Source organism: Novispirillum itersonii subsp. itersonii ATCC 12639 (assembly GCF_000381985.1).
GTDB classification, from domain to species: Bacteria; Pseudomonadota; Alphaproteobacteria; order Rhodospirillales; family Rhodospirillaceae; genus Novispirillum; species Novispirillum itersonii.
The window spans coordinates 54,777-68,532 of record NZ_KB907344.1; the positions used below are offsets into that span (position 1 = coordinate 54,777).

Consider the following 13,756-nt stretch of genomic DNA (forward strand, 5'->3'; position numbering starts at 1 on the left):
CTTTCATTCAATACAGCACCGGACCCATTGCCTACAGTTCCGCCCCCATTCCATCGTCAGACAGGGGCAGAGCCATGTTGTCCGTCATTGCGTCGATGCTGACCTTCGCTCTGGTCGGGTCCATCACCCCGGGCCCGGTCAATGTCATTGCCACCGCCTCCGGTGCCCGGTTCGGCCTGTGGCGGACCCTGCCCCATGTCACCGGGGCAACGGTTGGCTACGTGCTGGTGGTCGCCGTGGCCGGTCTGGCGCTGGCCGAAGCAGCCCGTCTGCTGCCGCTGGCCCATCACGTCATGTCCCTTGCCGGGGCACTGTTTCTGCTGTGGATGGCCTGGGGGCTTGCGACCGCCCCGGTCGGCGAAACCGGCACGGCAACAGCCGACAGCCACCCTCCACGTCTGACCGACGGGGCGCTGGTGCAGATCCTTAACCCCAAGGCCTGGCTGTGGGCGATGTCCGGGATCGGGCTGTTCGTGTCCGGCCGTGATTCTTTTGCCGGTCCGGTCCCGGCACTTCTGCTGTTCTGCCTGCTGTCTTTTGCCATGTGTTTTCTCGGTGTCGGCAGCTGGGCGGCGCTGGGGCATCTGATCCGCCGTCTGCTGGCAGAGCCCCGGCGGCAGCGGGCCTTCAACCGGCTGATGGCTGGCATTCTGGCTGCCAGCGTCCTGCCCCTTCTGCCGGAGGTCATCCGCGGACTGTCCGCCGCCTTGCAGGGGCAGGCCCTGCCATGACACACTCCCCCCCGGATCTGGAGCCGGTCATGCCTGAAACCCATCTGCAGCGCAGCACCATTCTACCCGCCCTTGAACTCCGGCAGGTGCGGGGGGCGCCGGTCTGCTTTCGCCCCCATTCACATGATGAACTGTCCGCCGGGATCATCGACAGCGGCATTTCCAGCTATCTCAACCGGCGGGAACGGGAACTGGTCGGCCCCGGCAGCGTCGTGACCATCAATGCCGGGGATACCCACGCCTGCAACGCCGAGCAGGTAGACTGGTCATACCGCATGCTGTTTGCAGAGCCCGGCTGGGCCGCAGACGCCCTGAATCCGGAGCCTGACCGCCCCCCGCCGGTCTTTGCCGCCCGCAGCAACCACCGGGCAGACACGGCCCGACGCTTTGACCGGGCATGGCACCTGCTGACCACCGGGGAAAATCCACTGGAAACGGAAACGGCGGTGATTGACCTGTTCACCCCGCTGCTGGAGACCGCCCCGGAGCCGACCACCCGACGACGACGCGCCGACCCGGCCATGCTGCGGGTGCGGGAGATGATCCTTGATAACCTCAGCGATCCGCTGCCGCTGGCAGACCTCAGCACCGCTGTCGGGCTGACCCGTTCGCAACTGCTCCACCGTTTCCGGCAGGCCTGGGGGCAGGCCCCGCATGCCTGTCAGCTTGATGAACGGATCAAGCGCGCCAAACCGATGCTGCGGCGGGGTCAGCACAGCCTGTCAGAAATTGCCCACACGCTGGGCTTTGCCGATCAGGCCCATTTTCAGCGCCACTTCCGCCAACGGCTGGCCCTGACCCCGGGGCAATATCGGGCCTTTTTTCAACCCGGATCGAGGGACCGCGTCAGGCTGCCTTCAACGCCTTCATGAAGGTGGCAAACGCGCCCATAAAGTCAGAAAACAGCGGCAGAGCCCGGTTTTTTAACATCACGCCCCCAAACAGCTTTAATCCGGTGACAAACGCGGGCACCTGCTCTTCCGGCAGGATGCCTTTTTCCTTCACCCGCCTGACGATGGCGATGATGTCATCATGGCTTTCCGCCTCAAACACCAGCGGCGCATCCTTCTCCGCGCGATCAGCAGACAGCGGCTCGACGGTGATGCGATAATGATTGGCCATTGCTTTGCCCCTTCGATTTCGTTGATACTATCAACATAATCACATTAGTTGACTTTATCAACATATTCTTGGACCCGCTATGCCCCTCACTGCCCAGCCAGATATCGCCGACCGCCTGTGGGATCTCAGCCACCGCTTTAAAGCACGGATGCGCGACGGTCTGGCCGCAGAAACCCCTGGCCTCCCCCCTTTTCAGGCAAAAGCTCTGTCCGCCATCGGGCGGATGCCGGGTGTGCAGCCCAGCCAGCTGGTTGAGCACAGCGGGCGTGACAAGGCACAGGTGGCACGGGTCCTGAAAGACCTTGAAGATCAGGGTCTGATCACCCGCACTGCCCATGCCAGCGACCGCCGCACCCACTGCCTGAGCCTGACGCAGACAGGCGAACAGCTTTTTACCCGGCTTCAGGACAACCGCGCCCGGGTGGCTTCACAGATGATGCGGGGGCTGACGGCGGAAGAGCAGAGGCTGATCGCGGATATGCTGGAGCGGATGGCCGGAAATCTTTCGGGAGAACACAGTCAGGGCTGAAGCGGACGCAGCCCTGATCTGTGGCACCGGGGTAACGCAAGCCGGTTGACTTCATCCACCGGCAGGATGATAGTCTCCATACTATGATTAGGGATTCTCGCAAAAAGCAGTACAGCACAGCAGCGAATCCGGCCTGCGCCCGGATCCGACGGTTGACTGCCGCGTGGATCGGCCTGTTGGTTCTGGTCTTCAACATTGCCGGGGGCGGCCTGCTGCCAACCCGGCCCGCCAATGCCACACAGGCCCCCTATACGGCCCGGTTTGCCGCTGGCCTTGAAGGTGACCGGATCATCATCTGTACCTCAAGCGGTATTCTGGTGATGGACCGTGACGGCACCATCATCAACACCACAGATCAAGCCGGTGGGGCAGATCTGTGCGTGTTCTGCCTGCCAATGCTGCAAGGGGCCGCATTCGTAACGGTGCCGCAGACGATCATTCTGCGGTCAAATCCACCGGCCCCCCTGCCCCATCCCCCCCTCAGCACCCAGCCCCTGCGATCAGCGGGGCTGAATCTGACTGCGGCCCCACGCGGCCCGCCCCGGGTCTGATCATCCTTTTCTGTCAGCCGTGTCCTGCCCTGCCCGCTCCTGCCGGTGCAGGCTGACACCCAGACAGTTTCGTCCCGCATCTTTTATTCAGCCAACCCTCTGCCCTGACACCGTCAGACCGGCAGCAGGCTGAATGCATCCGCAATCTGGCCGCGTGCCCGCACCGGCCCTGTTGTCAAGGAGTGTGCCATGCACGCGGTCCTGACCTCTCTGCATGCCTTCCTGTCAGCGGCAATCCGCCCCCGCACCCCTTTGGCGCGCGGTATCACCGCCGCCCTGTGCATCAAGCTGATGGTTGTGGTGGCGATGCGCTTTTTCCTGTTCGGCGCTGAATCCCGGGCCCCGGTCACCGAGTCGATTATGACCGACCACCTGATACCGGCCTCTACCCGCGCCGCCACAAAAGGAAACTGACCTGATGTTTGATCTTGATCCGACTGCGGTCGGGCGGCTCCAGTTCGCCGCCACCGCGCTCTATCACTTTCTGTTTGTACCGCTGACCCTTGGCCTGTCTTTTCTGCTGGCCATCATGGAAACCACCTATGTCATGACCGGACGCACCATCTGGCGCGACATGACCAAGTTCTGGGGCAAGCTGTTCGGCATCAACTTTGCCATGGGGGTTGCCACCGGCATCACCATGGAATTCCAGTTTGGCACCAACTGGGCCTATTACTCCCATTACGTCGGCGACATCTTCGGCGCGCCGCTGGCGATTGAAGGGCTGATGGCCTTCTTCCTGGAATCAACCTTCGTCGGCCTGTTCTTCTTCGGCTGGGACCGCATGAGCAAGCTGGGCCACCTGACCGCGACCTGGCTGGTGGCGATCGGGTCGAACATGTCGGCCCTGTGGATCCTGATTGCCAATGGCTGGATGCAGAACCCGGTCGGCGCCCATTTCAACCCTGACACCATGCGGATGGAGATGACCTCGTTCTGGGAGCTGCTGTTCAATCCGGCAGCCCAGTCAAAGTTCGTCCATACCATCAGCGCCGGATATGTCACCGGGGCCATGTTTGTGATGGCGGTCAGCGCGTGGTACCTGCTGCGCGGGCGGCATGTGCAGTTTGCCCGGCGGTCGATGACGGTTGCCTCCGCCTTCGGCCTGCTGTCCAGTCTGTCGGTGGTGGTTCTGGGCGATGAAAGCGGCTACACCGTCAGCGAAAGCCAGAAGATGAAGCTGGCCGCGATTGAGGCAATGTGGGAAACCGAACCGGCCCCCGCCGGGTTTACGGTCTTTGCCATCCCCGATGCCGCCAACCGCGAGAACCATCTGGAAGTGAAGGTGCCGTGGGCACTGGGGCTGATCGCCACCCGCTCCGCCGATACCCAGCTGCCCGGCATCAACGATCTGGTAAAAACCGCCGAACAGCGCGTGCGCAACGGTCTGATCGCGTACGACGCGCTGGAACGCCTGCGTGCTGACCGCAGCAATGCCGAAGCCCGGGCCACCCTGCTGGCCCATGACCGTGATCTGGGCCATGCCCTGCTGCTGAAAAAGTATGTGTCCGATCCCCGTACCGCCGATGACGCCACCATCGCCCGGGCCGCCGCTGACACGGTGCCCGGCGTCGGGCCGCTGTTCTGGGGGTTCCGGATCATGGTCGGGCTTGGCCTGTTCTTCATCGTCTTTTTCGCCATCGCTTTCTGGAAAGCCTGCCGCCGGGATTTCGGGGGATCTCTGTTCCTGAAGGTCTGTGTGTGGTCGCTGCCGCTGCCGTGGCTGGCGGCGGAATTCGGCTGGTTCGTCGCCGAGTTCGGGCGTCAGCCGTGGGCGGTGGATGGCATGCTGCCGACCTTCCTCGGCTCTTCGTCACTGTCGCTGTCCAAGGTGCTGTTCACCCTGTGCGGCTTTGTCGTCTTCTACTCGTCGCTGCTGGTGGTCGATATCCTGCTGATGCGGAAGACCATCCGCCTCGGCCCGGTTGCCGCCCTCAACCTGAAACCGGCCCCGGGCACCCCCGTGGCCCAGCCTGCGGAATAAGGGGGACCACGATGCTTGACTACGAACTTCTGCGCGTTATCTGGTGGCTGTTTCTGGGGGTCCTGCTGATCGGGCTGGCCATCATGGACGGCTTCGACCTGGGCGTTGCCGCCCTGCTGCCCGCCGTTGCCCGCACCGACGTGGAACGACGGGTGGCCATCAACACCATCGGCCCGGTGTGGGACGGCAATCAGGTGTGGCTGATCCTTGGCGGCGGGGCAATCTTTGCCGCGTGGCCAGCCATTTATGCCACCGCCTTCTCCGGGTTCTACATCGCCCTGTTTCTGGTGCTGGCGGCCCTGATCATCCGCCCGGTGGGCTTTGAGTTCCGCAACAAAATCACCGATCCGCGCTGGCGGTCGTTCTGGGACTGGGCGCTGACCATCGGTGGCATCGTGCCGTCGCTGGTGTTCGGCGTCGCCTTCGGCAACCTGTTGCAGGGGGCCCCGTTCCGCATTGATGCCGACATGCGGATCTTCTACGAAGGGTCCGGCCTGTTTGAACTGCTCAACCCTTTTGGCCTGCTGGCCGGTCTGGTGTCGCTGTTTATGCTGCTGTCCCATGGCGCGGTCTATCTGTCGGTGAAGGCTGACGGGCCGGTCCGCCAGCGGGCTGAACGGATTCTGGGCCTCACCGCCCCCCTGACCGCCCTGCTGTTCGGGCTGGCCGGGATCTGGGTGGCCTATGGCCTGCCCGGCTACACCATCACCTCGCCGCTGGTCACCGATGGCCCGTCCAACCCGCTGCTGAAGCAGGTGGCAATTGAGTCCGGGGCCTGGATGAAAAACTATGCCACCTATCCGTGGATGCTGATTGCCCCGGTTCTCGGTCTGACCGGGCAACTTATGGCGCTGGCACTGGTGCGGGCCGGGCGCCCCGGCACCGCCTTTATCGCCAGCGGCATCGGGCTGTTCGGCATCATCGCCACCGCCGGGGTCAGCATGTTCCCATTCCTGTTGCCGTCCAGTCTGGACCCGGTGTCGAGCCTGACGGTGTGGGATGCCTCGTCCAGCCAGCGCACCCTGTTCATCATGCTGATCTGCACCCTGATCTTCCTGCCGATCATTCTGGCCTACACCAGCTTCGTCTTCCGCACCCTGCGTGGCCGGGTGACGGCGGAACAGATCGAGCGCAACCCGACCGCCCATTACTGAGGGGGACAGACACAATGTGGTACTTCGCATGGATTCTGGGGATCGGTCTGGCCTGCGGGGCCGGAATCCTCAACGCCCTGTGGCATGAAATGCATCTGCCGGATCCCGGCGGGGCCGACGAATAAGGCCTGAAACGATACCCGCCCGGTGGGGGGCATCCTCCACCGGGCGGCTTTTATCTGGACAGGCCGCTTATTCCCAGTCGACGAAACTGTCAATCACCGCCCGGTCAAACCCGGACGATGCCCGCAGCAACTGCTGACTGTAGGGATGATCAACCCGCCCGGCGGCCAGATCCTCCGCCGCGATGGTTTCAAGAATCCGCCCGCGGTTCATGATCGCCACCGCGTCGCACATATGCGACACCACCGCCAGATCGTGGCTGACCATCAGGGTGGTCAGGCCCAGATCGCGTTGCAGCCCCTTCAGCAGATTCAGCACTTCCGCCTGAATCGACACGTCCAGCGCGCTGGTCGGCTCATCCAGCAGCAGCACCCGTGGCTCCAGCATCAGGGCCCGGGCAATCGCCACCCGCTGCCGCTGCCCGCCGGACAGCTGATGCGGAAACCGGAACCGGAAAGAGCGGTCCAGCCCCACCTGTTCCAGTGCCGTCACCACCCGGTCCTCCACCCGGTCCAGCCCGTGGACCTGCGCCGGTTCAGACAGGGTACGGTCAATGGTATGGCGCGGATGCAGGCTGGCGAAGGGATCCTGAAACACCATCTGCACCACCCGGTAAAAGCCCCGGCTACGGGTCTTCCCCAGATCGGCCCCATCAATGCGCAGGGCCCCCGACCACTGATCCACCAGCCCGCACAGGGCCCGCAGTACCGTCGATTTTCCCGACCCGGATTCCCCGACCAGCCCCAGCGCCCCCCCTTCCGGCACACTGAAGCTGACCCCGTGCAGCACCTGATGATCATCAAACCAGACATTCAGGCCCGACACATCAATTCCGGTGCCCGGAACCGCCTGCAAGACAGCGGCGCTCATCGCATCACCTCCTCAAGGGTTCCGTGTTCCCAGCGCGGGTCGCGGCGCAGCACCGGCAACGTTTCCTGCCGGTGGTCCAGCCGGGGCAGGCAGCCGAGCAGCCCCTGCGTGTAGGGATGGCGGGCAGACTGCAGGTCTGACGCCTTCAGGTCTTCCACCACCCGGCCCTTATACATCACCAGAATCCGGTCACAGAAGGATGACACCAGCGGCAGATCATGGCTGATGAAGATCAGAGCCATCCCGCGTTCCCGCACCAGATCATCCAGAATCGCCAGCACCTGAAGCCGCACGGTGACATCCAGTGCACTGGTCGGCTCGTCCGCAATGATCAGGTCCGGCTCGGGGATCAGCATCATCGCGATCATGATCCGCTGCCCCATCCCGCCCGAGACCTCATGCGGATAGGTGGCAAACACCCGTTCCGGGTCACGGATCTTCACCCGCGCCAGCATCGCCAGCGCCCGCTGCCGGGCCTCAGCCGCCGACACCCGGTGGTGCTGGCGGTATGCCTCGACAATCTGGTCACCGACGGTCATCACCGGATTCAGGGAATACTTGGGATCCTGCATGATCATCGACATGCGGGCCCCCCGCACCGCCCGCCACTGCTTCGGGCTCAGCGACAAAAGATCCTGCCCCTGAAAGCGCAGGGTTTTCGCGGTAATCCGGCCATTTCCGGCAGTCAGGCCAAGGATGGCACGCCCGGTCTGGGATTTGCCTGACCCGGACTCCCCGACGATCCCCAGCCGTTCCCGCCCCAGCGTGAACGACAGACCGCGCACGGCCTCGACCTCACCGCGCGGGGTATGAAAGTGTACCCGCAGATCCTCCACCTCCAGCAGAGGTGCGGCAGACTTCAGATCAGCCATCAGCCATTCCCTCCGGCCCGCGGGTCAAGAACGTCGCGCAACCCGTCACCGAGCAGGTTAAACCCCAGACTGACGACAAAAATCGCCAGACCCGGCACCGTTGCCACCCACCACTGATTCAGCAGGAACTGACGACCCTCAGAGATCATTGCCCCCCATTCCGGCAGCGGCGGCTGAGCCCCGAGGCCCAGAAAGCCGAGCCCGGCAGCGGTCAGGATGATCCCCGCCATATCCAGCGTCACCCGCACGATCAGCGAGCTGGTGCACATCGGCATGATGTGACCGACGATCAGCCGGGCATGTGACAGCCCCTGAAGGCGGGCGGCGGCAATATAGTCAGCCTTGCGCACCGTCAGCGTCTCCGCCCGTGCCAGCCGGGCATACGGCGGCCACGAGGTCAGGGCAATCGCCAGCACGGCATTTTCCAGCCCCGGCCCCAGCGCGGCGACAAAGGCAAGAGCCAGAATCAGCTTGGGGAAGGCCAGAAAAATGTCAGTGACCCGCATCAGCGCGGTATCCACCCAGCCACCGAAGTATCCGGCGACAGTGCCGACCAGCAGGCCGATCGGTGCGGCGGTGATCGCCACCAGCACCACCACCATCAGGGTATAGCGCGCCCCGTAAATCAGGCGGGACAGGATATCGCGCCCCATATTGTCAGTCCCGAACCAGTGCGCCGCCGATCCGGCCTGCAGCCGGTCATTCAGGACACCCTGCACCGGGTTATAGGGGGCCAGCAGCGGCGCGAACAGCGCCACCGCACACAGCAGCAGCACAATACTCAGCCCCAGCATCGCCAGCCGGTTCCGGCGGAAGGTCAGCCAGCCGAACCACAGCCGGCCCATCCGCGCCTGAAACCGCGACTGCGGGGTATCAGTCCTCAGCCAGCCGCGCAGACCCTGCGGCGCGGTGGCGGTGCCTGTCATTGGTTTGTTCATCGCCGCCCCCTTATCGCCGTGCCCGTGGATCAAACAGCCGGTACAGCAGATCCGACAGCAGATTGATCCCGATAAAGACACCCCCGACAATGATAGTGCCACCCAGCACCGCATTCATGTCGGCATTCAGCAGCGAACTGGTGATGTATGAGCCCAGCCCCGGCCACGCAAAGACGGTCTCGGTCAGCACCGACCCTTCCAGCAGGTGGGCATAAGACAGGGCGATCACCGTGATCAGCGGCACCATCACATTGCCCAGCGCATGGCGCCAGATCACCCGCGCTTCCGACACGCCTTTCACCCGGGCGGTCAGCACATATTCCTGCGCCAGCTGCTCCAGCATGAAAGACCGGGTCATCCGGGCGATGTAGGCCAGCGAGAAATAGGCCAGCAACGCCGCCGGCAGCGTGATATGGCTGACGGCGTTCCAGAACACCTCCATATCCCCCTGCAGCAGGGCATCAACAAGGATCAGGCCGGTGACGGGCTCGAAGAAATCTTCCATCGCCGCGTCCAGCCGCCCCGGTCCGCCGACCCAGTCGAGCTTCATATAAAACAGCAGCAGCCCGACCAGCCCCAGCCAGAACACCGGCAGCGAATAACCGAACAGCCCGAGAACGCGGACGCAGTGATCCGGCCAGCGCCCGCGGTGAACCGCCGCCAGCACCCCCATCGGCACCCCCAGCAACACACCGAGGATGGTCGCGATGGTGGCCAGTTCCAGCGTTGCCGGAAACACCCGGACGATATCGTCCAGAACCGGGCGTGACGTCAGCACCGAGGTGCCGAAATCGCCCTGAAAGATCTTCACGACATAGTCAAAAAACTGCTGATACAGCGGCAGATGCAGACCCATCTCGTGATAAACGCGGTCATACACATCCGCCGGAGCCCGGTCCCCGACCGCCGCCAGAACCGGATCAATCGGCAGCACCCGGCCGATCAGGAAGGTGATGATCAGAAGCCCGAGGAACGTCACCGCCAGCGACCCGAAAGTCCGCAGCAGCAACAGCCCCGCCCGCTTCAGCCTGACCCGCCCCGGTGACGCCTGACGCGCCCCGGAGCGGGACGGGCTGGCCGTTTCCGGCCCGCCCTGTTCCGCCCGTTCGGTCATCAGATCGGGTCTCAGTCCTTGCTGACGCCAGCGTAAAGGTTGGTGTCAAACGACGGCCCGAGCACCAGATTCTTCACATTCTTCCGGGCCACCGCCACTTCGGTTTCCTGGAACATGATGATGAACGGTGAGTTCTCGAGGATCGTCTTCTGCAGGTCCTGATAGACGGCGGCACGCTTGGCAGCGTCCCGTTCCATCAGGTTGGCGGCAGTGGTCTTGGTCAGATCCGGGATATCCCACGCATTACGCCACGCCAGCGTCTTGACCTTGCCTTCATCCGAGTTATCCGGGTTGGAGGCGAAGGTTTCCGCATTGGTATGCGGGTCCTGATAGTCAGCACCCCACTGGAACATGGTGATATCGTGGTTACGGGCCCGGTACTTGGTCAGTACCTGCTTGCCGTCACCGGGAATGATCTCCAGCTGCACACCGGCCTGTGCGAAGGTCGACTGCAGCGACTGGGCGATCTGGGTGGTCATGGTGACGTTACGGGTGTCAATGGTGGCCTTAAAGCCATTTTCCAGCCCGGCCTGCTTCAGCAGATCCTTGGCCTTGGCGACATCCAGAGAGTACGGGGTCTCGTTCGACGCCCCGAGGAAGCCGTTCGGCAGGAACGTCTGATGCTTGGTGGCACGGCCCGCCATGATGACATTGGCAATGCCATCGTAATCCACCAGATACTTCAGAGCCTTACGGACTTCCGGCTTCTGCAGGTACTGGTTCTTCTGGTTCAGGCCGACATACCAGACCGTGCCCTTGGGGGCAGACACCAGATGCAGGTTCGCGTTGCCCTTGGCGGTCTTCAGCTGATCAGCTTCAAGATTACGGGCAATATCAACGTCGCCCTTTTCCAGCAGCAGCTGCTGCGAGGCGGATTCCTTGACCTGACGGATCAGCACCCGCTTCAGTTTCGGCTTTTCGCCCCAATAGTTTTCATTGGCAACCAGCGACAGCGACTCGCCGGGCTTCCACTGGCGCAGGGCATAGGCCCCGGACCCGGCATAGTTGGTCTTCAGCCATTCATTGCCGAGATCGCCGTTCTTTTCGTGCTTCAGCACTTCGACCTTATCGACCACCGAGGCAACGGTGGCGGTCAGGCAGTTCAGCACGAAAGACGGGGCATAGGGCTTATCGACCTGAAACACCAGAGTCTCGGCATCGACGGCCTTGACCTTGTCCTTCACGTTGTCCGGGGTCAGGCCGAACTGGGTCAGGATGAAGGCCGGGGACTTGTTGAGGATCACAGCACGCTGCAGCGAAAACGCCGCATCTTCCGCCGTCACCGGGTTACCGGAGACGAACTTGACCCCTTTGCGCATCTTGAAGGTATAGGTCAGGGCATCGTCAGAGACGGTCCAGCTTTCGGCCAGCGTACCGCGCAGTTTCGAGACGTCTTTGATGTCAAAGGCGACCAGACGGTCATAGGTGTTGCCGGTGTATTCGCCGGTCGAAATCTCGAACGCTTCACCGGGATCGAGGGAGATGATGTCGTCGATGGCAAAAGCCATCACCAGCGTGTCCTTCGGGGTGTCAGCCAGCGCCAGACCATACGGGGTCATCGCCAGAACCGTTCCCAGTGCCGCACCGGCCAGATAGTTACGCATGAATATGTGCTCCCTGTTTCGTTCAGTACCAAACCGTCTGTCTGCCGACAGGTTTGCCGCAGACGACCCGAAACGCCCTCCGGGCGGGGATGAAGCCCGTTCTTACCGATGACGCCACAGGCGCGCTTTCTCACCGGTTTGGCTGTTTTGCCCCGCACACCCACAGAGCATAACAAGAAAGTGCAACATTTCTAATGCTTTCGGAAAACTGATCCGAAAAACCACCCGGCACGGCCTCACCGCCCCCGGGACGACCGGATATTTTATACATAGATTTCAGGCCGGGGAAACCGCTGTTCCCGATTCTCTCCGCCCACCCCACAGACTACTCTTGGGTGTAGTTATTATGTATATTGAGAAATCCATACCTTGATCGAAATCCCGACTCTGGTATTACGCCTCTCCCGTCATAAAACCGTCGCCCCACCGGGAAAAGACGACGGAAAAACGATGACACGCGGAGAAAACCCGGGAATGATCCTGATCAAATCACTCAGCATCAGTCGTAAGCTGGGGACTATCGTGATAATCGCACTGCTCGGTTACATCATGATCGTCACCCTGACGCTGATGAACATCCGATCCACCCTGATGCACGACCGCGAAGACATGCTGCGGCAGATGGTCGAGACATCGACCAGCATTGTCCGCACGTATGTCGACCGCGCCAGATCCGGCGAAATGCCACAGGCCGAAGCCCAGAAACGGGCCGCCGAATCGCTGCGGATGATGAGGTTTGACGGCAATTCCAACTACTTCTTTATCCTCGACTTCAACGCCCAGACGATCATGCACGGGGCCGACCCGAAGCTGGACGGCACAGACATGAGCGGGGTGACCAGCGTCAGCGGAGAGCGCCCGTTCCTGAAAATCTCGGAAACCGGAAGGACCGGGGCCGGTTTTGTCCTGTACCACTGGAAGCGCCCCAACAGCGAAGCCGTGGTGCCAAAACTGTCGTACGTCACCGGCATTCCCGAATGGCAATGGAGCATCGGCACCGGCATCTATATTGATGACGTCGATACCCTGTTCTTCCGGAAAGCGCTGGAACTCGGGACGATCTCCCTGCTGGTGATCCTCACTCTGGGGGCCATCGCCGTGCTGATCGCCCGGGATACCAGCACTGCGGTCACAACCCTGACCCGGGAAATGAACAGCCTGTCGGCAGGCAATACCGACCTTGATATCGGCGGCGGCGAGCGCCGCGACGAAATCGGCGCCATGTCGCGGGCGGTCATGGTGTTCCGGGATAATATGATCCATAACCGCGCCCTGCGGGAACAACAGGACGCCGAAGACCGCCTGAAAACGGAACGGGCAGGCCGGATTGAGGCCCTGACAGCCGCCTTCGATGCCGAGGTCGCACGGCTGGTCGCCGCCGTCACCACCTCCGCCACCCGGCTGGAAGCAACGGCAGAAGACATGACCGGCATCTCGCGCCAGACCTCGGCACAGGCCACGTCGGTTGCCGCCGCTGCCGAACAGGCATCCGCCAATGTCCATACGGTCGCATCTGCCGCCGAAGAACTCTCCGCCTCAATCCGCGCCATTACCGAACGGGTCGGCACGGCCTCTGACCTCGCCCGTCAGGCTGCGGAGCAGGTCAGCCTGAGCACCGGACAGATCAACCGCCTGCAGCAGGCAACCCAAAGCATCGGTGAGGTGGTCTCCCTGATTACCGCCATTGCTGACCAGACCAACCTTCTGGCCCTGAACGCCACCATCGAGGCCGCCCGGGCCGGGGATGCCGGCAAGGGCTTTGCCGTTGTCGCCAATGAAGTGAAGACACTGGCCAATCAGACATCGCGCGCCACCGAAGAAATCCGCGCCCAGATCGATAACGTGCAGGCCCAGACCAGACTTGCGGTGGACGCCATCGCCAGAACCGGCACCGCGATTGAAAACGTCAGTGCCGTTTCCAGCGCCATTGCCGAAGCGGTGGGAGAGCAGGACCACGCCACCCGCGAGATTGCCCACAGCGTCGAGCAGGCTTCTGCCGGAACGCAGGATGTGACCGGCAACATCCATGGCGTCACCGCCGCCGCTCAGAAGACCGGCGCTGTTTCCGCCGATGTTCTGACCGCGGCCACCGAACTGACGGCCCATGCCGATGACCTGAAGGCACTGGTCGACCGCTTCCTGAGCGAGGTCCGTACCGCCTGAT

The 13,756-nt window shown here is 62.7% G+C and carries 15 protein-coding genes; 9 read left to right on the plus strand and 6 right to left on the minus strand.

All coding sequences use genetic code 11. From position 1 onward, the window contains the following. Window positions 1-74 precede the first annotated feature (74 nt). Both G365_RS21415 and G365_RS21420 read left to right on the plus strand, forming a co-directional pair. Window positions 75-731 (plus strand): LysE family translocator, encoded by a 657-nt coding sequence (locus G365_RS21415; protein WP_019645892.1) that lies wholly within the window; start codon window positions 75-77, stop codon window positions 729-731. Then, complete coding sequence (locus G365_RS21420; protein ID WP_019645893.1) at window positions 728-1,603, plus strand: AraC family transcriptional regulator; 876 nt, start codon at window positions 728-730, stop codon at window positions 1,601-1,603. Before G365_RS21415 ends, G365_RS21420 begins: the two co-directional genes overlap by 4 nt. Here the strand turns inward: G365_RS21420 and G365_RS0112645 are convergent. Beyond that, window positions 1,578-1,853 (minus strand): DUF3861 domain-containing protein, encoded by a 276-nt coding sequence (locus G365_RS0112645; RefSeq protein WP_019645894.1) that lies wholly within the window; start codon window positions 1,851-1,853, stop codon window positions 1,578-1,580. The genes G365_RS21420 and G365_RS0112645 overlap by 26 nt on opposite strands. 79 nt (window positions 1,854-1,932) lie before the next feature. On the opposite strand from G365_RS0112645, the gene G365_RS21425 reads away from it, so the two are divergent. The 6 genes from G365_RS21425 to cydX all read left to right on the plus strand — a co-directional run bounded on the left by G365_RS21425 (window position 1,933) and on the right by cydX (window position 6,196). Continuing rightward, the gene (locus G365_RS21425) at window positions 1,933-2,382 is read left to right on the plus strand and encodes a MarR family winged helix-turn-helix transcriptional regulator (protein WP_019645895.1); all 450 of its coding nucleotides are present in this window, start codon (window positions 1,933-1,935) and stop codon (window positions 2,380-2,382) included. 152 nt (window positions 2,383-2,534) lie between these two features. Next, on the plus strand, window positions 2,535-2,933 hold the full coding sequence (locus tag G365_RS0112655; RefSeq protein ID WP_019645896.1) for a DUF2946 family protein: 399 nt from the start codon (window positions 2,535-2,537) through the stop codon (window positions 2,931-2,933). Between the two features lie 189 nt (window positions 2,934-3,122). Next, window positions 3,123-3,347: a hypothetical protein gene (locus G365_RS0112660; protein WP_019645897.1), complete on the plus strand. Its 225-nt coding sequence runs from the start codon at window positions 3,123-3,125 to the stop codon at window positions 3,345-3,347. Between the two features lie 4 nt (window positions 3,348-3,351). Then, window positions 3,352-4,917: a cytochrome ubiquinol oxidase subunit I gene (locus G365_RS0112665; RefSeq protein ID WP_019645898.1), complete on the plus strand. Its 1,566-nt coding sequence runs from the start codon at window positions 3,352-3,354 to the stop codon at window positions 4,915-4,917. Between the two features lie 11 nt (window positions 4,918-4,928). Further along, window positions 4,929-6,071 (plus strand): cytochrome d ubiquinol oxidase subunit II, encoded by a 1,143-nt coding sequence (gene cydB / locus G365_RS0112670; protein WP_019645899.1) that lies wholly within the window; start codon window positions 4,929-4,931, stop codon window positions 6,069-6,071. Window positions 6,072-6,085: 14 nt separating this feature from the next. Beyond that, window positions 6,086-6,196, plus strand: coding sequence for a cytochrome bd-I oxidase subunit CydX (cydX, locus tag G365_RS0112675; protein WP_019645900.1), 111 nt, complete (start codon window positions 6,086-6,088; stop codon window positions 6,194-6,196). 67 nt (window positions 6,197-6,263) lie between these two features. Here the strand turns inward: cydX and G365_RS0112680 are convergent, their stop codons facing one another. Genes G365_RS0112680 through G365_RS0112700 form a run of 5 tightly spaced genes read right to left on the minus strand, consistent with a single transcriptional unit; the run spans window position 6,264 to window position 11,592 of the window. Beyond that, window positions 6,264-7,064: an ABC transporter ATP-binding protein gene (locus G365_RS0112680; protein WP_019645901.1), complete on the minus strand. Its 801-nt coding sequence runs from the start codon at window positions 7,062-7,064 to the stop codon at window positions 6,264-6,266. Further along, entirely contained in the window at window positions 7,061-7,936 is an 876-nt protein-coding gene (locus G365_RS0112685) for an ABC transporter ATP-binding protein (protein WP_019645902.1), read from the minus strand. Before G365_RS0112685 ends, G365_RS0112680 begins: the two co-directional genes overlap by 4 nt. Then, window positions 7,936-8,874, minus strand: a complete 939-nt coding sequence (nikC, locus tag G365_RS0112690; protein WP_019645903.1) for a nickel transporter permease — start codon at window positions 8,872-8,874, stop codon at window positions 7,936-7,938. The genes G365_RS0112685 and nikC overlap by 1 nt, the downstream gene beginning before the upstream one ends. A gap of 10 nt (window positions 8,875-8,884) precedes the next feature. Continuing rightward, window positions 8,885-9,988, minus strand: coding sequence for an ABC transporter permease (locus G365_RS0112695; protein ID WP_019645904.1), 1,104 nt, complete (start codon window positions 9,986-9,988; stop codon window positions 8,885-8,887). Between the two features lie 11 nt (window positions 9,989-9,999). Then, a complete protein-coding gene (locus G365_RS0112700) occupies window positions 10,000-11,592 on the minus strand; it encodes an ABC transporter substrate-binding protein (RefSeq protein ID WP_019645905.1) in 1,593 nt (530 codons plus the stop codon). A gap of 474 nt (window positions 11,593-12,066) precedes the next feature. Here G365_RS0112700 and G365_RS0112705 point away from each other — a divergent pair, with 474 nt between their 5' ends. Beyond that, window positions 12,067-13,755: a methyl-accepting chemotaxis protein gene (locus G365_RS0112705; protein ID WP_019645906.1), complete on the plus strand. Its 1,689-nt coding sequence runs from the start codon at window positions 12,067-12,069 to the stop codon at window positions 13,753-13,755. Window position 13,756 lies beyond the last annotated feature (1 nt).